Source organism: Kitasatospora cineracea (genome assembly GCF_003751605.1).
GTDB classification, from domain to species: Bacteria; Actinomycetota; Actinomycetes; order Streptomycetales; family Streptomycetaceae; genus Kitasatospora; species Kitasatospora cineracea.
This window is the reverse complement of the sequence record NZ_RJVJ01000001.1, coordinates 307,004-330,503: the sequence shown is the minus strand read 5'-3', so window position 1 is coordinate 330,503 and position 23,500 is coordinate 307,004. Positions and strand designations below refer to the sequence as shown.

Below are 23,500 nucleotides of genomic sequence, written 5' to 3'. Positions count from 1 at the left end.
GCCCGGCTCGTGCGATCGACCGGGGACGCGGCGAGGTCCCGCTCCGGGACCTCGGAGCGGGACCTCGCCGCGCGTCTCAGAGCACCCTGGACAGGAACGCCTTCGTGCGGTCGTGCTGCGGGTTCGTGAGCACGTCGCGGGGGTGGCCGGACTCCACGACCACGCCGCCGTCCATGAAGACCAGGGCGTCACCGACCTCGCGGGCGAACGCCATCTCGTGCGTGACCACGATCATGGTCATCCCGTCCCGGGCGAGCTGCCGCATGACGTCCAGCACGTCGCCCACCAGCTCCGGGTCGAGCGCGGAGGTCGGCTCGTCGAAGAGCATGAGCTTGGGCTCCATCGCGAGGGCGCGGGCGATGGCGACGCGCTGCTGCTGGCCGCCCGAGAGCTGCGCGGGGTAGTTGTCGGCCTTGTCGGCCAGTCCGACCCGGGCCAGCAGTTCGCGGGCCTTCTCCTTCGCCGCCGCCTTCCCCGTCCCCTTGACCTGGACGGGGGCCTCGATGATGTTCTCCACCACCGTCATGTGCGGGAAGAGGTTGAAGCGCTGGAAGACCATGCCGATGTCGCGGCGCTGGAGCGCGACCTCGCTGTCCTTCAGCTCGTGGAGCCGGCCGCCCTTCTCGCGGTACCCGACCAGGTTGCCGTCGACCGACAGCCGGCCGGCGTTGATCTTCTCCAGGTGGTTGATGCACCGGAGGAACGTCGACTTGCCGGAGCCGGACGGCCCGACGAGGCAGAACACCTCACCGGCGCGGACCTCCAGGTCGATGCCCTTGAGGACCTCGAGCGGGCCGTAGGACTTGCGGACCCCTTCGGCCTTGACCAGGACCTGGCCGGAGGCGGGCTTCTGGAAATCGGTCATCGCGCACGCCCCAGGGAGAGCAGGTTCGCCTTGATCTTCTGCAGGGGGGTGGGTGGCAACGTACGGGTGGCGCCCTTCGCGTAGTAGCGCTCCAGGTAGTACTGGCCGACGCTGAAGATCGTGGTGAGCACCAGGTACCAGAAGCAGGTGACGAAGAGCAGTTCCATGACCGCGAGGTTGTTGGTGTAGACGTCCTTGGCCTTGGTCATGAGCTCGCCGTAGGTCACCACGTACGCGAGCGACGAGGTCTTCAGCATGTTGATGAACTCGTTGCCCGTGGGGGGGACGATGACGCGCATGGCCTGGGGGAGGACGATGCGCCGCATGGTCTTGGCCCTGGAGAGGCCGAGCGCGTGCGCGGCTTCGGCCTGGCCCTCGTCCACGGACTGGATTCCCGCCCGGACGATCTCGGCCATGTACGCGCCCTCGTTGATGCCGAGGCCGAGGAGCGCGGCGACGAAGGGCGTGACGAGGGTGTTCGTCGAGACGCCGAGCACGGTGGGGAAGACCAGCGCGAGGTTCCACCAGATCAACAGCTGGACCAGGACCGGGGTGCCGCGGAAGAGCCAGATGTACCCCCAGGCCACCGACGAGGTGACGGGGTTCTGTGACAGCCGCATCACTGCGGCGATCACGCCGAGGAGCAGGCCCAGGGCCATCGCGCAGACACTGATCAGCAGGGTGTGCCAGGCCCCCGAGACCGATGCCGAGGTGAAGAGGTTGTCGCCGGTGATGGACCACTGGATGTCGGCCCCGGCGAACGCCGCGATCAGCGCGGCCAGGAGGAGGAGCACGGCGACGGCCGATACCCACCGGCCGTAGTGGCGCACCGGGATCGCCTTGATCGTGTGCTCGGCGGGGACCTCGCCGGCACCGGTGTGGACGGATGTCATGGGAAAGAGCCTCTCGGGCGGACGGCGGTTTGCGGGGGCCCGCCGGGTGGACACCGTCGTGTGCCCACCCGGGTGCGGGTCAGGAACCGCCGTTGACGGTCACGGAACTGACCGCACCGAGCTTCACGTTGTACTTGTCGAGGATCTTGGCGTACTCGCCGTTGGCGATGAGGGCTTCCACGCCGGCCTTGACGGCGTCGCGGAGCTGGGTGTTGTCCTTGGCCACGCCGATTCCGTAGAGGCCCGGGTCGATCTGCTCGCCGACGACCTCGAAGTCCTTGCCGCCGCCGGACGTCTGCGCGTTGTAGGCGGCCACCGGGTAGTCGTTGAGGTCGGCGACGGCGGCACCGGACTTCAGCTTGAGCAGGGCCTCGCCGTCGTGCTCGTACCCCTGGATGGTGATCGCGCCCTTGCCCGCCGCGGTGCACTTGTCGGACTGGGTCTTCGCGGCCTCCTCGTTGACGGTCGCCTTCTGCAGGGCGACCGTCTGACCGCACAGGTCGTCGAGCGAGTGGATGCCCTTCGGGTTGCCCTTCTGGGTCAGGATCGAGGTGCCGGCCCGGAAGTAGTCGACGAACTCGACGCCCTTGCCCTGGCGGTCCTTGTTGTCCGTCATCGCGGACATGATCAGGTCGATCCGCTTGGTGCCGAGGGAGGTGATCAGGGTGTCGAACCCGGCGTCCTGGATCTGGAACTTGACCCCCAGCTGCTTGCCGAGCGCGTCCGCCAGGTCGGGGTCGATGCCGACGGTCTTCTCGCCCTGCTTGTACTCCACGGGGGCGTAGGCGACCTCGGAGCCGACCTTGATGACGCCGGCCTTCTGGATCTCGGCGGGGAGCTTGCCGTAGAGCGGTGCCGAGGTGTCGGCGCCGCCGGCGGAGCCGCCTCCGCCGCTTCCGCACGCGGTGAGGAGCAGGGAGCCGGCCGCGAGGACGGCGGCTGCGGTGATCGGCCGGAGACGCGGGTTACGGGCAGCGGGCATGGGGGATCTCCTCCTGGGGGAATCGGACGGGGCGCCGCGCCGCCGGGGGGTGCCGAGCGGTACAGCAGTTCGGTGCTCGCCACCCTCCGCCGAGGTGACAGGTGGATCCGATGTGGGGGGAATCCTGCCACTGTGGGTGGGAAATCGGACCCCCTCCCAGATCAAAATCGGATAACAGGACAGATGACCGTCCGGTATGCGGAGCTTTTCCCCGGCCATGCCACCCGGTGCATGCCCATGCACCGGGTGACACTCCGCCCCCGTTCCGGCCGGCCCCGGCCCGTCCGTCCGGCTAGAAGCTGCCGTTCACCACGGCGCTCTGCACCGCCCCGTCGGCCAGGCCCCACTTGGCCAGCACCTTGTCGTACACCCCGTCCCGGATCAGCCGGTTCAGCGCCTTCGCCACGGCGTCCCGCAGCGCGGTGTCCTCCTTGGCGAACGCGATCCCGTACGGCGCCACCTGCAACTGCTCGCCGGCCAGCTGGAACTGCGCCCCGGCCCGGCCGTTCTTGACCGCGTGCGCCGCGACCGGGGAGTCGTTCAGGTCGGCCGCCGCCCGGCCCTGGGCCACCAGCGCCAGCGCCTGGTCGTCGGTGTCGGTCTCGGTCACCGTCAGCTTCTTGCCGGCCTTCTGGCAGGCCCCGACCTGGCGCTCCATCAGCACCGACTGGACGGTGCCGCGCTGCAGCGCGACCGTCCGCCCGCACAGGTCGTCCAGGGTGGAGACCTTCTGCGGGTTGCCCTTGGCCACCACGATCGAGGTGCCGGTGACGAAGTAGTCCACGAAGTCCAGGCCCTCGTTGATCTTGCGGGCCTGGTCGTCGGTGCCGTCCCGGCGCTGCGGGTTGTCGGTCATCCCGGACATCAGCAGGTCGTACTCGTGCGCCTGCAGCCCCAGCCGCAGCCGGTCGAACGGCGCGTCGACGAACTGCACCTGCACGCCCAGCGCGTCGCCCAGCGCGTGGGCCAGGTCGACGTCCAGCCCGTCCGGCTTGCCGCCCTCGCCCTTGAATCCGATCGGAGCGTAGGTCAGGTCCGAGCCGATCCGCAGCACCCCCGCGGACCGTACCTGCGCGGGCAGTTGGGCGTGCAGGTCGGTGTCCGGGGCGCTGCCGCCGGACGGGGTGCCGGAGCCGCAGCCCGCCAGCAGCAGGGAGCCGGCCACCGCGGCGGCGGCGAGGACGGCGGGGCGGGGAACGGCGCCGGATCTGGCGGGGGGAGTGTCCGTCGACATCTGGGTCCTCCTGTGGGAGAGGTGGGGCGGGCCCCCGCCGCTGCGCGCCGGTGGGCGCGGCCGGGTGCGACGGGGCAGGACGCGGCCCGACAGGCGCGGGAACGTCCGGACAACGGTGGTCGAACACCGGATACTGCCATCCCGACCTGATGGACCGGGTAGCGGGTGTGTCAGAATCTGGTATCGGGTGACCCCCGACGCAGAACTCAGACCGCCGGTTCGCCACAGGGCCGGGGTGCCCAGGAACGGAAGCCGTCACCGGCTCCGTATCCGAAGGCGCCAGCTCCCCTCCGTGTCTGCGTTCGCTCCTGCGAGTGCCCTGCGGACCCCTCGCTTCGGGGGCCACGCGGACAAGAAGGACCCGGCACAGGTGCGGTGCCGGATCCGGACGAAACAGCGCAGAACACCTATACCCTCACCCGAGGGCGCCGCTGACGGCAGCGCCCGACCCGGACCCGAGTTCGCCTCAAGCGGCGGACTCGGACTCACGCGTTCCCGCGTGGCCGGGCCGATAGTCCGTCGGACGCGCGCCTTCGCTGATATGACGAAGAGGTCATTGTGGCAGCGGAGATCATCACCGACACCCAGAGCACCGACGACCCGGTGGACGCCGTCTTCGCGCTCCACCGCGGCGGCAAGATGGAGATCCGGGCGACCGTCCCGGTGCGCGACGCCGAGGACCTGTCGCTCGCCTACACCCCGGGCGTGGCCCGGGTCTGCACCGCCATCGCCGAACAGCCCGAACTGGTCGACGACTACACCTGGAAGTCCAACACCGTCGCCGTCGTCACCGACGGCACCGCGGTGCTCGGCCTCGGCGACATCGGCCCGCGGGCCTCGCTGCCCGTGATGGAGGGCAAGGCCATCCTGTTCAAGCAGTTCGGCGGCGTCGACGCGGTGCCGATCGCGCTGGACTGCACCGGCGTCGACGAGATCGTCGAGACCGTCGTCCGGCTCGCCCCGTCCTTCGGCGGCGTCAACCTGGAGGACATCTCCGCCCCGCGCTGCTTCGAGATCGAGAAGCAGCTCCAGGAGCGGCTCGACATCCCGGTCTTCCACGACGACCAGCACGGCACCGCGATCGTCACCACCGCCGCCCTGTGGAACGCGGCCGAGGTGACCGGCCGCCGGATCGGCGACCTGCGCGCGGTCATCTCCGGCGCGGGCGCGGCCGGCATCGCCATCGCCAAGATGCTGCTGGCCGCGGGCATCGGCGACGTCGCGGTCTGCGACCGCCGGGGCGTGGTCCACCAGGGCCGCGAGGACCTCACCGACGCCAAGGCCGAGATCGCGGCGCTCACCAACCGGACCGGCCGCAAGGGCACCCTGGCCGACGCGCTGGCGGGCGCGGACGTGTTCATCGGGGTCTCCGGCGGCACCGTCCCGGAGGAGGTCGTCGCCACCATGGCGCCGGGCTGCTTCATCTTCGCCATGGCCAACCCCACCCCGGAGATCCACCCCGAGGTGGCCCACCGGTACGCGGCGGTCGTCGCCACCGGGCGCTCCGACTTCCCGAACCAGATCAACAACGTGCTGGCCTTCCCGGGCATCTTCGCCGGGGCGCTCTCGGTCCGGGCCGGCCGGATCTCCGAGGGCATGAAGCTCGCCGCGGCGAAGGCCCTGGCGGGCGTCGTCGCCGACGAGCTGACGCCGCAGAAGGTCATCCCGTCGCCCTTCGACGAGCGGGTCGCCCCGGCGGTCACCCGCGCGGTCGCGGAGGCGGCGAAGGCGGAGGGCATCGCGCGGGTCTGACGCGCAGCCGCGGTGCCGCGGGGTCCGCCCGGGGACGGGACACCGTCCGGGGCGGACCCCGCCGTCCGTCCTCCCCCGGCGCGGGGCGCGGTGCCCGCGCACGGAACACCGGTGCGGGAAAAGCAATATGGGGACGTTCACAGTGCGTCGCGGTTAACGGGCCGGGCCCCGCGGGGCTATGGTCCGGGCATGTTCGCTGCCTACGCCGCCCGTATCAGTCCCGACGACCCGTTGAGCGCACTGGAGCTGGGCGAGCTGCCCGAACCGGAGGCGCGGCCGGGCTGGAGCGTGGTGACGGTGAAGGCCGCCACGCTCAACCACCACGACCTGTGGTCGCTGCGCGGGGTGGGCCTGCCCGCCGAGCGGCTGCCGATGGTGCTCGGCTGCGACGCGGCGGGCGTGGACCAGGACGGCAACGAGGTGGTGATCCACTCGGTGATCGGCCAGAGCGGCCACGGCGTCGGCTCGCACGAGCCGCGCTCGATCCTGACCGAGCGCTACCAGGGCACCTTCGCCCAGCGCGTCGCGGTGCCGACCTGGAACCTGCTGCCCAAGCCGAAGGAGCTGAGCTTCGAGCAGGCCGCCTGCCTGCCCACCGCCTGGCTGACCGCGTACCGGATGCTGTTCACCAACGCCGGGGTGAAGCCCGGCGACACCGTGCTGGTGCAGGGCGCCGGCGGCGGGGTGTCGACCGCGCTGGTGGTGCTGGCCAAGGCGGCCGGGCTGCGGGTGTGGGTCACCGGGCGGGACGAGGCGAAGCGGGCCCGGGCGGTGGAGCTCGGCGCGGACGCCGCGTTCGAGAGCGGGGCCCGGCTGCCCGAGCGGGTGGACGCGGTGCTGGAGACGGTCGGCGCGGCGACCTGGTCGCACTCGGTGAAGTCGCTGCGCCCGGGCGGCACGATCGTGATCTCGGGGGCCACCAGCGGGCCGAACCCGAAGGCCGCCGAGCTGAACCGGATCTTCTTCCTGGAGCTGAAGGTGGTCGGCTCGACGATGGGCTCCAAGGAGGAGCTGGCCGGCCTGCTGGCGCTGTGCGCCAACGCCGGGGTGCGGCCGGTGATCGACTCGGTGCTGCCGCTGGCGGAGGCCCGGGAGGCGTTCGCCCGGCTGGAGCGCGGGGACGTGTTCGGCAAGCTGGTGCTCACCCCCTGACGGCCCCCGCCGCCCCCGGCGGGCCCGCGCAGCGGGCGGAGCGCCCCCGACCCGTCCTCGGGGGCGCTCCGGGTCTCTGACGCGCCGTCAGCGCCCGTACAGGGCGCGGGCGGCGGCGGCCAGCGCCTGCTGGGCGCGGGCCAGCCGGGCGGCGTCGACGCCGCGGTCGCGGGCGGTGTCCCGGACGTGGTCGCGGAACCGGTCGAGCAGCCGCTCGAGCTCGCGGGCCGGGTCGCCGTCCGGGTCGGTGCGGGCCCAGTCCGGCAGGTCGGCGGCCTCGGGCGCCGGGGCGTCCTTGTCGAGGTCGATCCGGACGGCCGGCTCCTCGGGCCCGCCCCAGCGCGCGGCGTCCGCCAACGAGCCCAGGCCGCGGGTGAGTTCGGCCAGGCCCTCGGCCAGGCCGGCCGACCAGTCGCCGCCCGCGGCGTGCGCCCTGACCTGCTCCTCGACCCGGCGCTTGAGCCGCAGCGCCTCCTGCTGGGCGGCGGTGCGGGCGGCCTTGGACTGCTCGCGCAGCTTCCTGGCCTCCGCCTCGGCGGCCTTGGTCTGCTGCCGGGCGGCCTTCTCCTGCTCCTTGGCGCGCCGGGCCTGCTCCTTGGTCTCGGCCTTGAGCCGGGCGAACTCCTCCTTGGCCCGCTGCCAGGACTCCTGGTCGCGCCAGGGCGTCCCGGCCGAGGACGCGGCGGGGTCGGCGGCGGCCTGGTTCCACAGCTCGGCGCGCAGGTCCTTGGCGTTGTCCCGGACGTCCTGCCGGATGGCCCCGGCGAGCTGGCCGACCGAGTCGTGGATCTCGGCCTCCAGGTCGGTCAACTCGGCGGCCCGGGAGGCGAGTTCGCTCCGCCCGGCGTCGGTCAGCCGGTAGACCTTGCGGCCGCCCTCGGTGGTGTGGCTGACCAGGCCCTCGGCCTCCAGCTTGGCCAGCCGGGGGTAGACGGTGCCCGCGGAGGGCGCGTACAGGCCGTGGAAGCGCTCCTCCAGCAGCCGGATCACCTCGTAGCCGTGCCGGGGGCTCTCGTCGAGCAGCTTCAGCAGGTAGAGGCGCAGCCGCCCGTGGCCGAACACCGGTGTCATCAGGACTCCTTGGTCAGGTCGAGCGGGGAGGTCGACAGCTCCTTGGGCGGGCGGTCCTCCTCGGCCTCGGGGCGGCGCTGGACGGTGACCGCGCCGGTCACGGTGGTCACCGCGAGGCGGCCGCGGCCGGTGCCGAGCTGGCCGGAGAGCTTCTTGGAGCCCCAGCCGCCGCCGACGCTGAGCTCGGCGAAGGCGCTGGAGAGCGTCCCGCTGGTGGTGCCGGCCTCGACCTTGGCGTCGGCGAGGGCGGGCAGCCGGACGCCGACCGGGCCGGAGACGGTGTTGACGCCGATGTCGGTGGGGGTGGCGGCGTCCAGGTCCAGGGTGACGGCGCCGGACACCGAGTGGGCGCGGATCCTGGTCGCCGAACCGGCCACCAGGGTGACGGCGCCGGACACCGTGTTGACCTTCAGCTCGCCGGACAGGCCCTCGGCGTCCACGTCCCCCGAGACGGTGTTGGCGCTGACCAGGCCGGTCAGCCCGGCCAGCGTGGTGGCGCCGCTGGCCCCGTGCACGCCGACCTCGCCGGCGATGCCGGAGACGGTGGCGTCGGCGGAGACGGTGCCGACCCGGACCACGGCGGCGGCCGGCACCGCGACCGTCAGGTCGGCGCTGCGCTTGCGGCGCAGCCCGGAGAAGAAGGACTTCACCGTCTGCACGGACTTCACGGCCTCGCCGAACTCGCCCCAGCTGAGGTCCTTGTAGGTGACCGTGAGCACGCCGTCCTCCAGGGTGACCTGGAGCGGCTCGCCCTCCAGCCTGGCCACCTCCAGTCGGGCGGGCCCCTCGGTGGGGACCACGTTCACGGCGCCGTCGACGACCCGGACGTGCAGGGTGTGCACGCTCTCGTCGAAGGCGATCTGCTCGGTGCTGTCTACCGTCCACTGGGTCATTTCCGGCTCCCCGTCCGCCCATACGCGATGTATCGCGTTCTTCTGCTATTCACGATATATCGCGTGGCCGGGAAGTCAAGGAGACCCGACCCCGATCCCGACCCGGAGCGCACCCCGACCCGGCCCCGACCCGCCCTCCGGGGCGACCCCGGGAACGCGGACGGCCCGGGAGGCGGAACCGCCTCCCGGGCCGTGCTGCTGACGGTGCGTCAGCCGGTCACTCGTCGTCCTCGTCGTCCAGCCGGGCCAGCCAGGTGGCCAGCCGCTCCACCGGCACCTCGAAGTCCGGGTTCAGGTCCACGAACTCCCGCAGGCGCTCGGCCAGCCACTCGAAAGTGACCTCCTCCTCGCCACGCCGGCTCTCCAACTCCTCGATGCCGCGGTCGGTGAAGTACACGGTGGTTCGCTCCGGGGGTGGGTGGTTCCAGGTCCGTCGCACCCCAGGATAGTGGCGCCGCGATCAGCCGTTGTACCGGTAGTAGCTGAGCGAGAGCGACACCGCGCCGTCGTTGCCGACGTTGGTGATCTTCATGATCGCCACGCCCCAGCTCTGCCGGTTGCGCACGCAGATCAGCCGGCCCGGCGGCAGGTCGCCGTACGGGAACGAGGCGCTCGGGTTCTTGTCGATGGCGTCCGAGCACTCCTGCGGGCTGAGCGAGTCCGACTTGCTGAGGTAGCGGTCGAAGTCGTCCGGCACGTACAGCTTGTCGTAGCTGGGCCGCACCAGGGTGTCGCTGACCGAGGTCGGCACCACCTTGCCGTTGAGCAGGTCGAAGCCGTAGTCGTTGCTGGGCGCGGACAGCGCGCGGTCGGTGTAGACCGCGGTGAACCCGGCCGGCGCCCCGCTCTGGTGGGCCGACGCGGAGGCCGAGGTCTTCGCGCCGGCGGACGCGGACGCCGACGCCGACGGCGGGGCCGACACCCGGTCCTGGCTGCCGCCGTCGCCGCCCACCCCGCCGCCCGCCGGACTCGGGCCCACCGTGACGGTCCGGGTGGCGACCGGACGGTCGTCCTTCTTGTCGTTCTTGCCGAGCTGCTTCATCAGCACCAGCCCGCCCGTGGTGCCCGCCAGCAGCGTCACCAGCGCGACCACCAGCAGGGTCTTCCAGGACACCCCGCGGCGGCGCTCCTCCCGCCCGGCGGCCGGAGCGGGGGCGGGCGCCGGGACGGGCCCGGTGGCGAACGGACCGGGTCCGGTGGCGAACGGGACGGCCGGGCCGGGCGGCGGGGTGTGCTGCTCGGTCAGCCGCACCGTCGGATCGGCCGGCGCCACCGGGCCGGTGGCCGCCTCCGAGACGGGCACGGGCGGCCCGAACACCCCGGCCGGCGGCAGCGGGACGTGCGCCTGCGCGGGCGGCCGGGCCGGCGGGGCGAACGGCAGGGGGGAGTGGCCGGCAGGGTCGGCGGCGCGGCCGGCAGCGGCGTCGGCGGGGTCCTCGGCAGGTCGGAGCGCCGGGTGATCTCGGTGTTCACCTGCCCCGGCAGCCAGTCCTCGCCGAACCGCAGCTGCCCGCCCACCACCGGGTGCTCCCGGGCCGCCTCGATGATCTCGGCGGGCGTCGGCCGGTCCTCCGGGTCCTTGGCCAGGCAGCGCCCGATCAGCTCGCGCAGCGGCGCCGGCACCGTGCCCAGCTCCGGCTCCTCGTGCACCACCCGGTACAGCACCGCGGTGTCCGGCCCGTCGCCGAACGGCGGCGCGCCGCCCGCCACGTACGCGGCCAGCGCGCCCAGCGCGAACACGTCGGTGGCCGCGGTGACCGGCCGGCCCTGGGCCTGCTCCGGCGACATGAAGGCGGGCGAGCCGATCCGGTAGCCGGTGCCGGTCAGCGCCGTCGCGTCGGCGGCCCGCGCGATGCCGAAGTCGATCACCCGCGGCCCGTCCGCGGCCACCAGCACGTTGGCCGGCTTGAGGTCCCGGTGCACCACCCGCACGCTGTGGATCGCCTGCAGCGCCTCCGCGATCCCGCCCACCAGCAGCAGCACCGTGCGCACCGGCAGCGCCCCGTGCTCGCGCACCACCTGCTGCAGTGACGGCCCGGGCACGTACGAGGTGACCAGCCACGGCGCGCCCGACTCCAGGCCGCCGGAGTCGATCACCTGCGCCGTGTACAGCCCGTGGATGCGCTGGGCGCTGCTCACCTCCTGCGCGAAGCGGCGGCGGAACTCCCCGTCCTCGGCGAACTCCGGCCGCACCACCTTGAGCGCCACCGGCCGGCCGCCCGGCGTGTACGACAGGTAGACCCGGCCCATGCCGCCGGCGCCGAGGCGGGCGAACAGCCGGTACCCGCCGACCTCCCGCGGGTCGTCCGGCAGCAGCGGCTGGAAGACCGGTGGGAGTGGGACGGCGTTCTGCGGAGTGTCGGCTGCCATGCGGCGGTTCCCCCTTGGACGACGGTGCCGGAAGACGGCCGTCCGGGCGGCTCCACCGGACGGCGCCCCATAACCTACCGATCCGTCAGAACCCGTGCAGCCCGCGGCGGTCCGCAGCGCATCACGGTCCGGAAACGGAACCGCCCCCGCCCCCGGAGAACCGGGGACGGGGGCGGTCGGTGCGGTGCCGCGCCTCAGCGGGTCAGAGCGAGAACACCTCTTCGACCAGCGCCTGCTGCTCGGCCGCGTGCCGCTTGGCGGAGCCGACCGCGGGGGCCGAGGAGGCCGTGCGGGCGACCCGGCGCAGCCGGGCGTTGCCACCGGAGCGGCCGATCACGACCTGCAGGTGGTCGACCAGGTTCATGGCGATGAACGGCCAGGCACCCTGGTTGGCCGGCTCCTCCTGCGCCCAGACGAACTGCACGTCGTCGCCGTAGCGGCTGAGCTCCTCCTGGAGCTCGGCCACCGGCAGCGGGTACAGGCGCTCGACGCGGACGATCGCGGTGTCGGTGGTGCCGCGCGCGGTCCGGGCCGCCTCCAGGTCGTAGTAGAACTTGCCGGAGGTGATCACCACCTTGCGGACCTGCGCCGGGTCGACCGTGCTGTCCCCGATCACCGGGCGGAAGCCGCCGCTGAGGAACTCGGAGGCGGCGGACGCCGCGGCCTTCAGGCGCAGCATCGACTTCGGGGTGAAGACGATGAGCGGCTTGTGGTGCGGGTTGTGCGCCTGCCAGCGCAGCAGGTGGAAGTAGTTCGACGGCAGGGTCGGCATGGCGACCGTCATGTTGTCCTGCGCGCACAGCGCCAGGAAGCGCTCCGGGCGGGCGGACGAGTGGTCCGGGCCCTGGCCCTCCATGCCGTGCGGCAGCAGCAGGGTGACGCCGGAGTGCTGGCCCCACTTCTGCTCGGCGGACGCGATGTACTCGTCGACCATGGTCTGCGCGCCGTTGACGAAGTCGCCGAACTGGGCCTCCCACATGACCAGCGCGTTCGGGCGGGTCAGCGAGTAGCCGTACTCGAAGCCCATCGCCGCATACTCGCTGAGCAGCGAGTCGTAGACGGTGAACCGGGCCTGGTCCTCGGTCAGGTACATCAGCGGGGTGTAGTCCTCGCCGGTGTTCCGGTCGATCAGCACCGCGTGGCGCTGGCCGAAGGTGCCGCGGCGGGAGTCCTGGCCGGCCAGCCGGACCGGGTGGCCCTCCATCAGCAGCGAGCCGATGGCGAGCGCCTCGCCGGTGGCCCAGTCGATGGTGTTGTCCTCGACCGAGGCGGCGCGGCGCTGCAGCTGCGGCAGCAGGCGCGGGTGCACGGTCAGCCAGTCCGGCAGGTTGACCTGCGAGGCGGCGATCCGCTTGACCATCTCGGCGGAGATGCCGGTCTGGATCGACACCGGGAAGTCCGCGACCGGGCGGCCGGTCTCGGCCGGAGCCGGGGCGGCGGTGGCCTCGCGGACCTCGGAGAACACCTTCTCCAGCTGGCCCTGGAAGTCCTGCAGCGCCTGCTCGGCCTCTTCCATGGTGATGTCGCCGCGACCGATCAGCGCCTCGGTGTAGAGCTTGCGCACCGAGCGCTTCTTGTCGATCAGGTCGTACATCAGCGGCTGGGTGAACGACGGGTTGTCGGCCTCGTTGTGACCGCGGCGGCGGTAGCAGATGAGGTCGATCACGACGTCCTTGTGGAACTGCTGGCGGAACTCGAAGGCCAGTCGCGCGACGCGGACCACGGCCTCCGGGTCGTCGCCGTTCACGTGGAAGATCGGCGCCTCGATCATCCGGGCCACGTCGGTGCAGTACATCGAGGAGCGCGAGGAGGCCGGGGCGGCGGTGAAGCCGACCTGGTTGTTGACCACGATGTGCACGGTGCCGCCGGTGCGGTAGCCGCGCAGCTGCGACATGTTCAGGGTCTCCGCGACCACGCCCTGGCCCGCGAAGGCCGCGTCGCCGTGGATCTGGATCGGGAGCACCGGGAAGGTGGTGCCGCCGAAGTCCAGGATGTCCTGCTTGGCGCGGGCGATGCCCTCGACGACCGGGTCGACGGTCTCCAGGTGCGAGGGGTTGGCGGCCAGCGACACCTTGATGGTCTCGCCGTCCAGGCCGGTGAAGGTGCCCTCGGAGCCCAGGTGGTACTTCACGTCGCCGGAGCCGTGCATCGACTTCGGGTCGAGGTTGCCCTCGAACTCGCCGAAGATCTTGCCGAACGGCTTGCCGACGATGTTCGCCAGCACGTTCAGCCGGCCGCGGTGCGCCATGCCGATGACGGCCTCGTCGAGGCGGTGCTCGGCGGCGGCGTCGATGGTGGCGTCCAGCAGCGGGATGAGCGACTCGCCGCCCTCCAGCGAGAACCGCTTCTGCCCGACGTACTTGGTCTGCAGGAAGGTCTCGAACGCCTCGGCCGAGTTCAGCCGGCGCAGGATGCGCAGCTGCTCCTCGCGCTCCGGCTTGGTGTACGGCTTCTCCAGGCGCTCCTGCAGCCACTTGCGCTGCGCCGGGTCCTGGATGTGCATGTACTCGATGCCGACGGTGCGGCAGTAGGTGTTGCGCAGCAGGCCGAGGATGTCGCGGAGCTTCATCATCTTCTGGCCGCCGAAGCCGCCGACCGCGAACTCGCGCTCCAGGTCCCACAGGGTGAGGCCGTGCGAGACGACGTCCAGGTCGGGGTGCTTGCGCTGCATGTACTCCAGCGGGTCGGTGTCGGCCATCAGGTGGCCGCGGACCCGGTAGGAGTGGATCAGCTCGATGACCCGGGCGGTCTTGTTGACCTCGTCGTCGTGGGTGGTCGCCACGTCGGTCGCCCAGCGCACCGGCTCGTACGGGATCCGCAGGGACTCGAACACCTCGTCGTAGAAGTTGTTCGCGCCCAGCAGCAGCTGGTGGATCGAGCGGAGGAACTCGCCCGAGGCCGCGCCCTGGATGACCCGGTGGTCGTAGGTCGAGGTCAGGGTCATGATCTTGGAGATGCCCAGGCGGGCCAGCGTCTCCTGGGAGGAGCCCTGGAACTCGGCCGGGTACTCCATCGCGCCGACGCCGACGATGGTGCCCTGGTTCTGCATCAGGCGCGGCACGGAGTGCACGGTGCCGATGCCGCCGGGGTTGGTCAGCGAGACCGTGACGCCGGTGAAGTCGTCCATGGTCAGCTTGTTGGCGCGGGCCCGGCGGACGATGTCCTCGTAGGCCTGCCAGAAGCCGAAGAAGTCGAGCGTCTCGGCCTTCTTGATGGCCGCGACGACCAGCTGGCGGTCGCCGTTCGGCTTGACCAGGTCGATGGCGAGGCCCAGGTTCACGTGCTCGGGCTTCACCAGGTAGGACTTGCCGTCCTCCACCTTGTAGCTGTAGTTCATCGCGGGGTTGGCCTTCACGGCCTGGACCAGCGCGTAGCCGATCAGGTGGGTGAAGGACACCTTGCCGCCGCGGGCGCGCTGCAGGTGGTTGTTGATGACGATGCGGTTGTCGATCAGCAGCTTCGCCGGGACGGCGCGCACCGAGGTGGCGGTCGGAACCTCCAGCGAGGCGTCCATGTTGGACGCCACGGCCTTGGCCGGGCCGCGCAGCTGGACCAGCTCGGGGCCCTCGGCGGCGGCCTTCGCGGGCGCGGCGGCGGCCGGGGCCGCCGCCTTCGGCGCGGGCGGCGCGGCGGGGGCGGCCGGGAGCGGCGCGGGAGCGGCCACCGGCTGCGCGGGCGCCGGCGCGACGGGCGCGGGGGCGGCGGGCGCGGCCGGAGCTGCGGCAACGGGAGCGGCAACGGGGGTCGGCTGGGCGCCGACCGGAGTTGCGGCCTGGGTCACTGGAGTCACCTCGGTACCGGGCTTGTAGTCGGCGAAAAAGTCCCACCAGGCACGGTCGACCGAGGCCGGGTCCTGGAGGTACTGCTGGTAGATCTCGTCGACGAGCCACTCATTGGGGCCGAAGCCAGTGGAGCTTGCCGAGCTGGGGGTTTTTTGGTGTGGCGACACGGGGCAACCGCCCTCTTCCGCTTCCTTTTGGGATGGTGGACAGCGGGGATTAAGGCTACGCCTCCGACGAGTGATCGCGCAGTCCCCGGTGGTCAGGCGTCACCCAGATCACACCGCCGAGCGGGTTTTTGGCCGGATCCCGGCGTTAGGGATGCCGGAAATCAGGGAAAAGGGCCCCTGATCGGTCGTGGTCATACTGGCAGAAAATCGGACGAAGCAGTGGTCTGGACCAGTTGGCGGCCCGGGGCGGGGACCGGCACCGAGCAGCCCGTCCCCGGTTTGTACCGATTCCGCCACAGTCTCAGACCGGCACCGGCGTCTCACCCGGCAGGGTGACCTCGATCCGGCAGCCCGCGGCCGCCTCCGCCACCCGGATCCGGCCGCCGTGCAGGTCCACCGCCCAGCGCGCGATCGCCAGCCCGAGACCCGTCCCGCCGTCGCTGCCCGGCCCCAGCGCGGTCGGCGAACCGCTCCGGCCGAACCGCTCGAAGACCCGCTCGCGGTCCGCCGCCGGGATGCCCGGACCCTGGTCCTCCACCTCCAGCAGCAGCCCGCCGCCCTCGGCCGCCCGGGCCCGCACCGTCACGGTGCCGCCGACCGGCGAGTGCTTGCAGGCGTTGTCCACCAGGTTGGCCACCACCTGGTGCAGCCGCTCCTCGTCCGCCACCGCGGACAGCCCGGCCGGCTCCACCTCCACCTCCAGTCGGACGTCCCCGCGCCGGGCGTACGCGCCGCCCGCCGTCGCCCCGTCCACCGTCACCCCGCGCAGCACCCCGTCCAGGAACGGGCGGACCGGGAACGGGCGGGAGTCCAGCGGGACCACGCCGTCGTCCAGCTTCGACAGGTCCAGCAGGTGGGTCACCAGCCGGCCCAGCCGCTCGGTCTGCTCCAGCGCGGTGCCCAGGTTCTTCGGGTCCGGCTTCACCACGCCGTCCACCACGTTCTCCAGCAGGCCGCGCAGCGCCGCGATCGGCGTGCGCAGCTCGTGCGAGACGTTGGCGATCAGCTCGCGGCGGTGCCGGTCGGCGGCCTCCAGGTCGCCCGCCATCCGGTTGAAGGTGTCGGCCAGCTCGCCGATCTCGTCCCGCGAGGACACCTCGACCCGGGCGCTGTAGTCGCCCTCCGCCATCGACCGCGCCGCCGCCGTCATGTCGCGCAGCGGCGCCGTCAGCCCGTTCGCCAGGAACTGCATGAACAGCAGCGAGGCGATCAGCGAGAAGATCATGATGATCCGGATCTGGGTCTCCGACCGGATCGCCACCACCACCATCCCGGTGGCCAGCACCACCGAGACGACCACCAGCACCGCCAGCTTGCCCTTGATCGAGCGGACCGGGTCGAACGGGCGGATGTCCGCCCACACCCGGTGCGCGGCGCGCGCCGCGAGCGAGGGCCGGGGCCGGGGGGAGCCGGCTCGGCTTCCCCGTTGCGTTGCTGCGGAAAGGTCATGGTGTCCCTGCGACTTGTCCTCGGTGAGGGGGCCGGACGCGCCGCGGACGGGCCCGCGGGCCCGGACCGGCGGCGTCCGGTCAGGACAGCGGGGCCTCCAGCGCGTACCCCACGCCGTGCACCGTGCGGATCCAGCTCGCGCCGATCTTCCGGCGCAGCGCCTTCACGTGGCTGTCCACCGTGCGGGTGCCGGACGCGTCGGTCCAGTCCCACACCTCGGCCAGCAGCTGCTCGCGGGTCAGCACCGCGCGCGGCTGCGCCGCCAGGCAGGCCAGCAGGTCGAACTCGGTCGGCGTCAGGTGCACGTCGCCGCTGCCCAGCCGGACCCGGCGCTGCACGTGGTCGATCTCCAGCTCGCCGAACCGCAGGGACCCCAGCGCGGGCGTCCGGGCCGCCTGCTGGGCCCGCTCCACCCGGCGCAGCAGCACGTTCACCCGGGCCGCCAGCTCGCGCATCGAGAACGGCTTGGTCATGTAGTCGTCCGCACCGACGCCCAGGCCCACCAGCAGGTCCGTCTCGTCGTCCCGCGCGGTCAGCATCAGCACCGGCACCGGGCGCTGCGCCTGGATCCGGCGGCACACCTCCAGGCCGTCGAAGCCCGGCAGCATGATGTCCAGCACCACCAGGTCCGGCTGCCAGGTGTGGAACCCGTCCACCGCGCCCGGCCCGTCGTGGGCCACCGCCACCTTGAAGCCCTCGGCCCCCAGCCGCGCCGCGATCGACTCCGCGATGGTGGGCTCGTCCTCCACGACGAGCACCCGTCGCTGGGTGCCCACCGGTCCACTGCTGATCGGCTCTTGCTGAATCTCTGTCACGGTCACGCCACCGCCCCCAGGGCTCGCGGGCCGGCCGTCCGGGGGGACGGCGGGCTTCCGCTCGTAGTCGTCTTGTTTCCGTCGCGCCGTTCCGGCGCTGAGTGCCCCCGCCCGCGGTCGGGGCAGGTTTGGCAGGTCCCCGCTCGGACGGGCACGGGCCGATACCTTACCCGCAGCACTTGCGAGCTGTAACGGTACGTGTGCGAGCGGCACGTGCCCGGGCAGAGGTCTTCACAGAAGTTCCTCAGACACCTCTCACCCGTCACCCGTATCGTGGGCACGACGAAGCGTCCGGGAGGCACCATGACCAGCGCGGAACTGCGCCGACGACTGATCCGGCCCGGACTCCGGGCCGTGCCCACGCCGCGGGCCAACCCGTTCGCCCTCGGTTACCTCGCCCTGCTGCTCGGCACCACCCTCTACGCGCGCTTCGGCGACCAGGACACCGTGCACCGGCTCCAGTCGCTCTCCTCCACCGACGCGCACAACCTGCTCGTCCACCCCGCGCTCTCCCTGGTCGGCAGCGGCCTGTGGGTCGCCGGACCGGTCTGGATGCCCTACTTCTGGGCCTTCGCCCTCACCGTCGCACCCTTGGAACGACGGATCGGCGGCCTTCGTGCCCTCGGCGTCTTCGGCGCCGGCCACATCGCCGCGACCCTGCTCTCGCAGGCCGTCGTGGTGGCCGCGGTGGCGGCCGGCGGAGCCGAGACCGGCCTGCTCGACGCGATGGACATCGGCGTCTCCTACGGCGTCCTCACCTCGCTCGGCGCACTCGCCGGACTGCTCGGCCCGACCGGACGGAAGGTCGCGCTCGGCGCCGGGCTCGCGCTGATCGGACACCAACTGCTGACTGACCCCGACCTGATCACCTCGGTCGGCCACCCCGCCGCGCTGGGGGTGGGCGTCGCGCTCTGGCCGCTCCTGCGCGGGCGCGGGCCCCGCGGCCCGCGGCGGACGCGACGGGCGCGGACGGTGCGACCGGTGCCGGTGTGGGGCGCGCAGGGCCGGCCGAAGGCGGCCCCGGCGGAGGGGTGACCGCGCACGTCGCACCGGCGCGCGCCTGCCGCCCCGCGCGGAGACCCCGCGCCCCCGACGGGGCGCGGGGTTCCTGCTGTGCCGGGGTGTGTTCACTGGGGGTGAACGCGGGGCGGGGAACAATCGGGGGGCGTCAGACCTTAGTCAGGTCAGCTCAACTTCACTGACTGGGGAGAGATCATGGCATCGATGTCCGCTCCGCTCACTCTGCCGGTGCTGCCGCTCGACGACGAGGTGGTGCTCCCTGGCATGGTGGTTCCGCTGGAGCTTTCGAATCCCGAGGTGCGGGCCGCCGTGGAGGCGGCGCGGGCCGGGAGCGGCGGGGGGAAGCCGCAGGTGCTGCTGGTGCCGCGGCTGGACGGGTCGTACGCGGCGGTGGGGGCGCTGGCGACGGTCGAGCAGGTGGGGCGGCTGGCGGACGGGGACCCGGCGGCGCTGGTGCGGGCGGTGCGACGGGTGCGGATCGGGGCCGGGACGACCGGGCCGGGGGCCGCGCTGTGGGTGGAGACCACGCCGTTCAAGGAGTCGGACCAGGGGCTGCCGGTGGCGGGGCGGGCGGCCGAGCTGGTCAAGGAGTACAAGGCGCTGTCCACGCAGTGGCTGCGCCGTCGCGGGGCCTGGCAGATCGTCGACCGGGTGGCCGCGATCGAGGACGTCGGCGAGCTGGCCGACAACATCGGGTACGCGCCGTTCGCGACCGCCGAGCAGAAGCTGAAGGTGCTGCTGGAGGCGGACCGCCCGGCCCGGCTGGAGTACGCGCTGAGCCTGCTGCGCGAGCACCTCGCGGAGGAGGAGGTCAACGACTCGATCCGCAAGGACGTCGAGGAGGGCGTGGCCAAGCAGCAGAAGGAGTTCCTGCTGCGGCGCCAGCTGGAGGCGGTGCGCAAGGAGCTGGCCGAGCTGAACGGCGAGGCCGACACCGAGGAGGAGGACTACCGGGCCCGGGTCGAGGCCGCCGCGCTGCCCGAGAAGGTGCGCGAGGCCGCCCTCAAGGAGGTCGACAAGCTGGAGCGGGCCAGCGACCAGTCGCCCGAGGGCTCGTGGATCCGCACCTGGCTGGACACCGTCCTCGAACTGCCGTGGAACGAGCGCTCCGAGGACGCGTACGACATCGCCGGGGCCCGCGCCGTGCTGGACGCGGACCACACCGGGCTGGCGGACGTGAAGGACCGGATCGTCGAGTACCTGGCGGTGCGCAAGCGCCGGGCCGACCAGGGCCTGGGCCAGATCGGCGGGCGCCGGGGAGGCGCGGTGCTGGCGCTGGTCGGGCCGCCCGGGGTGGGCAAGACCTCGCTGGGGGAGTCCGTCGCGAAGGCGATGGGCCGGTCGTTCGTCCGGGTCGCGCTCGGCGGCGTGCGGGACGAGGCGGAGATCCGCGGCCACCGGCGGACGTACGTGGGCTCGATCCCCGGCCGGATCGTCCGGGCGGTCAAGGAGGCCGGGACGATGAACCCGGTGGTGCTGCTGGACGAGATCGACAAGGTCGGCTCGGACTACCGGGGCGACCCGGCGGCGGCCCTGCTGGAGGTCCTCGACCCGGCGCAGAACCACACCTTCCGGGACCACTACCTGGAGGTCGAACTCGACCTCTCCGACGTGGTGTTCCTGGCCACGGCGAACGTGCTGGAGGCCATCCCGGAGCCGCTGCTGGACCGGATGGACCTGGTCCGGCTCGACGGCTACACCGAGGACGAGAAGGTCGCCATCGCCCGCGACCACCTGCTGCCGCGCCAGCTCGCCAAGGCGGGCCTGGGCGGGGACGAGCTGACGGTGGACGAGGCGGCGCTGCGCAAGCTGGCCGCCGAGTACACCCGGGAGGCGGGCGTCCGGAACCTGGAGCGGTCGATCGCGCGGATCCTGCGCAAGGTCGCCGCGCAGACCGAGCTGGGCGAGCGCGAGCTGCCCGCCGCGGTCGGCGCGGACGACCTGCGGGCCCTGCTGGGCCGGCCGCACCACGTGCCGGAGTCGGCGCAGGAGCCGGCCGAGCGGCGCACCGCGGTGCCGGGCGTGGCCACCGGGCTGGCGGTCACCGGGGCCGGCGGCGACGTCCTCTACATCGAGGCCTCGCTGGCGGACGCCGAGACCGGCTCGACCGGGCTGACCCTGACCGGCCAGCTGGGCGACGTGATGAAGGAGTCGGCGCACATCGCGCTCTCCTACCTGCGCTCGCGCGGCGCCGAGCTGGAGCTGCCGGTGACCGGGCTGCGCAAGCGGGGCATCCACCTGCACGTGCCGGCCGGCGCGGTGCCGAAGGACGGCCCGAGCGCGGGCATCACCATGACCGCGGCGCTGGCCTCGCTGCTGTCCGGCCGCAAGGTGCGCACCGACGTGGCGATGACCGGCGAGGTGTCGCTGACCGGGCGGGTGCTGCCGATCGGCGGCGTCAAGCAGAAGCTGCTGGCCGCGGACCGCTCCGGGGTCACCACGGTGATCATCCCCAAGCGCAACGAGGCGGACCTGGACGACGTCCCCGCCGAGGTGCTGGAGCGCCTGACGGTCCACCCGGTGTCGGACGTCCGCGAGGTGCTGCGGCTGGCCCTGGAGCCGGCCGAGGTGCTGGTGGCGGCGGCCTGACACCCGGAGCAGGGGCCCCGTGGACACGTTCCACGGGGCCCCTGCTGGTCTCCGTTCCGCGCCGATGGGACACTTCCCGCATGCCGTCCCCTACGCAGCGCGTGCTGGCCCTCGTGCCCGAGCGCATCCGCCCGGTCCTGGTGAAGCACCGCAAGCTGGTGAAGTTCCTCGTGGTCGGAGGAACCTGTTTCGTCCTGACCATGCTGATCAACTTCGGGCTGAAGACCACCGTGCTGGACAGCAAGCCGGTGCTGGCGCTCACCATCGCCACCGTGGTGACCACGGTGATCTCGTACGTGCTGAACCGGCAGTGGTCGTTCCGCGCGGCCGGGCGCAAGCGGGAGGCGGCCGGGTTCTTCGTGGTCAGCGCGCTGGCGGTGGGGGTGAACGACCTCCCGCTGGTGGCGTCCCGGTACCTGTTCGACTTCCGGACGCCGGACGTGAGCCACTTCACCCAGGAGCTCGCCGACTTCTTCAGCGGGATGATCATCGGCACCCTGCTGGCGATGGCGTTCCGGTTCTGGGCGATGAACCGCTTCGTGTTCACCGAGCTGTCCGAGCGGGCGGCCGGCGACCAGCAGCCGGGGCGGGCGCCCGAGCGGGTCTGACCCCGCCCGGGCCGGGTCGGTCCTCGGGCGGGCGGGGTCGGACCTCGGGCGGGCCGGGTCAGTCCTCGGGCGGGATGGGGCGGCCGAACTGCGGGCGGCGGACCACCGCGAGGAAGGTCACCGCGACGCCGAGCACCGCCCAGAGCGCCAGCACCAGGAACGGCACGGTGAGGTTGGTGGAGTCCAGGTAGGCGATCGAGCGGGCCGCGGAGGTGCCGGCCCCGTTCGGGATCCACTCGCCGATCGCCCGCCAGAAGGCGGGCAGCATCGGGGCCGGGTAGACCCCGCCCGCGCTGGGGTTGCCCAGCACGACGAAGAGCAGCACCGCGAGGCCGATGCCGACCACGTCGAACAGGCACTCCAGGGCCATCGTGACGGCGCCGACCGAGAAGACCACCAGCGCGCCCAGGCCGGTGAGTCCGGCGATCGAGCCGGGCAGCGCGTCCAGGACCGGGCCGATGATCAGCGCGCCGCCCAGGCCGGCCGCGACCGAGTAGAGCGCGAGCGTGCCGAGCCGCAGCACCGCCCGGCCGGTGTTGGCGGGGCGGGAGCCGGCGCTGATCCCGAGGATCGAGGCGACCAGGTAGCCGCCCACGCACCAGCCGATCACCAGGTAGAAGGCGGACAGGCCCTTGGCGTCGCCGGCGGCCAGCGGGACGGTGTCGTCCACCGCGACAGTGCGGCCCTGGGAGGCGGCCAGCTTGGTGACGACGGCCTCGGCGGCGGTGGAGGCGGCCGGGCCGCGGGCCTCGGCGACCAGCAGCCGGTCCTCGGTGCCGGCCGGGTCGACCACCCAGGCCGCGTAGATCTTCTGGTCCTTGATCCGGGCCTCGGCGGTGGCCGCGTCGGGTGCGGTGGAGGCGCGCACGGCGTCGTCCGGGACGGACTCCAGCGCGCCGACCAGCTTGGGCGCGACCTCGGGCGGGGCGACCACCGCGATGGACAGCTCGTGCGGCGTCGGGTGGTGCAGGGCGCCCACGTAGGAGGTGATGAAGCCGAGCTGCAGCAGCAGGACGGCGACGACCAGGAAGAACGCGCGCGGGGTGACCGCGTCCCGGAGTTCGCCGAGGAATCCCTTGGCCGGCTCTGCCGTGTGGGCCATGGTGGGGCGTCTCCTTGGGGTAGAGGGGGCGAGTGGTTCAAAAGAGGCAAAACGGATACTTCATATCATGAAACAGTTGCGTGTCGGGGGAGGCGCGAGCTGCGCGATACTGAGCGCCATGAGTGACCCCTCGGACCGGCGGAGCCCCGCCGAACTGGCGTTCCTCGCGGTCGAGCGCGAGGTGGCGACCCTGTTCCGGCGCAGCCGGGCGCGGGCCGCCGAGATCTCCCGGCTGGTGCACCCCGAGCTGGAGGCCGGGGCGTACGTGCTGCTCGGGTTCATCCGGGAGTCCGGGCGGGCCCGGGTGACCGACGTCGGGCTGCACTTCGGGGTGGGCAAGGCCACGGTGAGCCGGCAGATCCGGGCGATCGAGGAGCTGGGGCTGCTGCGGCGGGAGACCGACCCGCTGGACCGGCGGGCCTCGCTGGTGTCGCTGACCGAGGAGGGCGAGCGGCGGTTCGCGGCGGCCCGGGAGCGGCGGATGGACCGGTTCCGGGCCTCGCTGGCCGGGTGGGAGCCGACCGAGCTGGAGCAGTTCGCCCGGCTGCTGGAGCGGTTCAACGAGCTGACCGAGGGGGTCTGACCAGGGCTTCCGCCTCGACGGCAGCGGATCCCGAGCGCTCCTCGACCGGGCGTACCTTTACTTGGACTTGAAGAAAGTTGCCTCAGTCAACTATCCGCGTATAGTTGCTTGAGGCAACGAATTTTTAGTCGAAGGAAGCGCATGTCGACGACCCTCAAGGCACCACCGCAGGT

At 72.5% G+C, this 23,500-nt stretch carries 19 protein-coding genes; 6 read left to right on the top strand and 13 right to left on the bottom strand.

What is annotated here, in order from left to right:
* Positions 1 to 76 precede the first annotated feature (76 nt).
* The 4 genes from EDD39_RS01425 to EDD39_RS01410 all read right to left on the bottom strand — a co-directional run bounded on the left by EDD39_RS01425 (position 77) and on the right by EDD39_RS01410 (position 3,974).
* On the bottom strand, positions 77 to 865 hold the full coding sequence (locus EDD39_RS01425) for an amino acid ABC transporter ATP-binding protein (protein WP_123552994.1): 789 nt from the start codon (positions 863 to 865) through the stop codon (positions 77 to 79).
* The gene (locus tag EDD39_RS01420) at positions 862 to 1,758 is read right to left on the bottom strand and encodes an amino acid ABC transporter permease (protein WP_123552991.1); all 897 of its coding nucleotides are present in this window, start codon (positions 1,756 to 1,758) and stop codon (positions 862 to 864) included. Before EDD39_RS01420 ends, EDD39_RS01425 begins: the two co-directional genes overlap by 4 nt.
* A gap of 79 nt (positions 1,759 to 1,837) precedes the next feature.
* Complete coding sequence (locus EDD39_RS01415) at positions 1,838 to 2,740, bottom strand: ABC transporter substrate-binding protein (protein WP_123552990.1); 903 nt, start codon at positions 2,738 to 2,740, stop codon at positions 1,838 to 1,840.
* 292 nt (positions 2,741 to 3,032) lie between these two features.
* On the bottom strand, positions 3,033 to 3,974 hold the full coding sequence (locus tag EDD39_RS01410) for an ABC transporter substrate-binding protein (protein WP_123552988.1): 942 nt from the start codon (positions 3,972 to 3,974) through the stop codon (positions 3,033 to 3,035).
* Between the two features lie 558 nt (positions 3,975 to 4,532).
* Between EDD39_RS01410 and EDD39_RS01405 the strand changes: the two genes are divergently transcribed.
* Positions 4,533 to 5,726, top strand: a complete 1,194-nt coding sequence (locus tag EDD39_RS01405) for an NAD(P)-dependent malic enzyme (RefSeq protein WP_123552986.1) — start codon at positions 4,533 to 4,535, stop codon at positions 5,724 to 5,726.
* Between the two features lie 189 nt (positions 5,727 to 5,915).
* The gene (locus EDD39_RS01400; RefSeq protein ID WP_123552984.1) at positions 5,916 to 6,878 is read left to right on the top strand and encodes a zinc-binding dehydrogenase; all 963 of its coding nucleotides are present in this window, start codon (positions 5,916 to 5,918) and stop codon (positions 6,876 to 6,878) included.
* Between the two features lie 87 nt (positions 6,879 to 6,965).
* On the opposite strand, the gene EDD39_RS01395 is transcribed toward EDD39_RS01400, so the two are convergent.
* The 8 genes from EDD39_RS01395 to EDD39_RS01365 form a co-directional block, all read right to left on the bottom strand.
* On the bottom strand, positions 6,966 to 7,949 hold the full coding sequence (locus EDD39_RS01395; RefSeq protein ID WP_123552983.1) for a PadR family transcriptional regulator: 984 nt from the start codon (positions 7,947 to 7,949) through the stop codon (positions 6,966 to 6,968).
* Positions 7,949 to 8,842, bottom strand: a complete 894-nt coding sequence (locus EDD39_RS01390) for a DUF4097 family beta strand repeat-containing protein (protein ID WP_123552981.1) — start codon at positions 8,840 to 8,842, stop codon at positions 7,949 to 7,951. Before EDD39_RS01390 ends, EDD39_RS01395 begins: the two co-directional genes overlap by 1 nt.
* A 217-nt stretch (positions 8,843 to 9,059) precedes the next feature.
* Positions 9,060 to 9,239 (bottom strand): DUF6104 family protein, encoded by a 180-nt coding sequence (locus EDD39_RS01385; RefSeq protein WP_030457779.1) that lies wholly within the window; start codon positions 9,237 to 9,239, stop codon positions 9,060 to 9,062.
* A gap of 63 nt (positions 9,240 to 9,302) precedes the next feature.
* Positions 9,303 to 10,145 carry a hypothetical protein gene (locus EDD39_RS40530; protein WP_244257294.1) on the bottom strand — a complete coding sequence of 281 codons (843 nt, stop codon included), beginning with the start codon at positions 10,143 to 10,145 and terminating at the stop codon, positions 9,303 to 9,305.
* Positions 10,085 to 11,212, bottom strand: a complete 1,128-nt coding sequence (locus EDD39_RS40525; RefSeq protein ID WP_341869275.1) for a serine/threonine-protein kinase — start codon at positions 11,210 to 11,212, stop codon at positions 10,085 to 10,087. The genes EDD39_RS40530 and EDD39_RS40525 overlap by 61 nt, the downstream gene beginning before the upstream one ends.
* Before the next feature lie 202 nt (positions 11,213 to 11,414).
* The gene (locus EDD39_RS01375) at positions 11,415 to 15,161 is read right to left on the bottom strand and encodes a multifunctional oxoglutarate decarboxylase/oxoglutarate dehydrogenase thiamine pyrophosphate-binding subunit/dihydrolipoyllysine-residue succinyltransferase subunit (RefSeq protein ID WP_123552979.1); all 3,747 of its coding nucleotides are present in this window, start codon (positions 15,159 to 15,161) and stop codon (positions 11,415 to 11,417) included.
* A 301-nt stretch (positions 15,162 to 15,462) separates the two neighbouring features.
* Complete coding sequence (locus EDD39_RS01370) at positions 15,463 to 16,524, bottom strand: HAMP domain-containing sensor histidine kinase (protein ID WP_123820010.1); 1,062 nt, start codon at positions 16,522 to 16,524, stop codon at positions 15,463 to 15,465.
* Positions 16,525 to 16,690: 166 nt separating this feature from the next.
* Positions 16,691 to 17,425 carry a response regulator transcription factor gene (locus tag EDD39_RS01365; protein ID WP_193588041.1) on the bottom strand — a complete coding sequence of 245 codons (735 nt, stop codon included), beginning with the start codon at positions 17,423 to 17,425 and terminating at the stop codon, positions 16,691 to 16,693.
* Positions 17,426 to 17,728: 303 nt separating this feature from the next.
* Between EDD39_RS01365 and EDD39_RS01360 the strand changes: the two genes are divergently transcribed.
* From EDD39_RS01360 to EDD39_RS01350, 3 genes are all read left to right on the top strand, one after another.
* Positions 17,729 to 18,460 (top strand): rhomboid-like protein, encoded by a 732-nt coding sequence (locus EDD39_RS01360; RefSeq protein ID WP_123552977.1) that lies wholly within the window; start codon positions 17,729 to 17,731, stop codon positions 18,458 to 18,460.
* A gap of 180 nt (positions 18,461 to 18,640) precedes the next feature.
* The gene (lon, locus tag EDD39_RS01355) at positions 18,641 to 21,034 is read left to right on the top strand and encodes an endopeptidase La (RefSeq protein ID WP_123552974.1); all 2,394 of its coding nucleotides are present in this window, start codon (positions 18,641 to 18,643) and stop codon (positions 21,032 to 21,034) included.
* An 80-nt stretch (positions 21,035 to 21,114) separates the two neighbouring features.
* Positions 21,115 to 21,642 (top strand): GtrA family protein, encoded by a 528-nt coding sequence (locus EDD39_RS01350; protein ID WP_123552973.1) that lies wholly within the window; start codon positions 21,115 to 21,117, stop codon positions 21,640 to 21,642.
* A 58-nt stretch (positions 21,643 to 21,700) separates the two neighbouring features.
* Here EDD39_RS01350 and EDD39_RS01345 read toward each other — a convergent pair whose 3' ends face one another.
* Positions 21,701 to 22,744, bottom strand: a complete 1,044-nt coding sequence (locus EDD39_RS01345) for an ABC transporter permease (protein WP_123552971.1) — start codon at positions 22,742 to 22,744, stop codon at positions 21,701 to 21,703.
* A 118-nt stretch (positions 22,745 to 22,862) separates the two neighbouring features.
* Between EDD39_RS01345 and EDD39_RS01340 the strand changes: the two genes are divergently transcribed.
* Positions 22,863 to 23,327, top strand: a complete 465-nt coding sequence (locus EDD39_RS01340) for a MarR family winged helix-turn-helix transcriptional regulator (RefSeq protein WP_244256557.1) — start codon at positions 22,863 to 22,865, stop codon at positions 23,325 to 23,327.
* Positions 23,328 to 23,500: the final 173 nt, after the last annotated feature.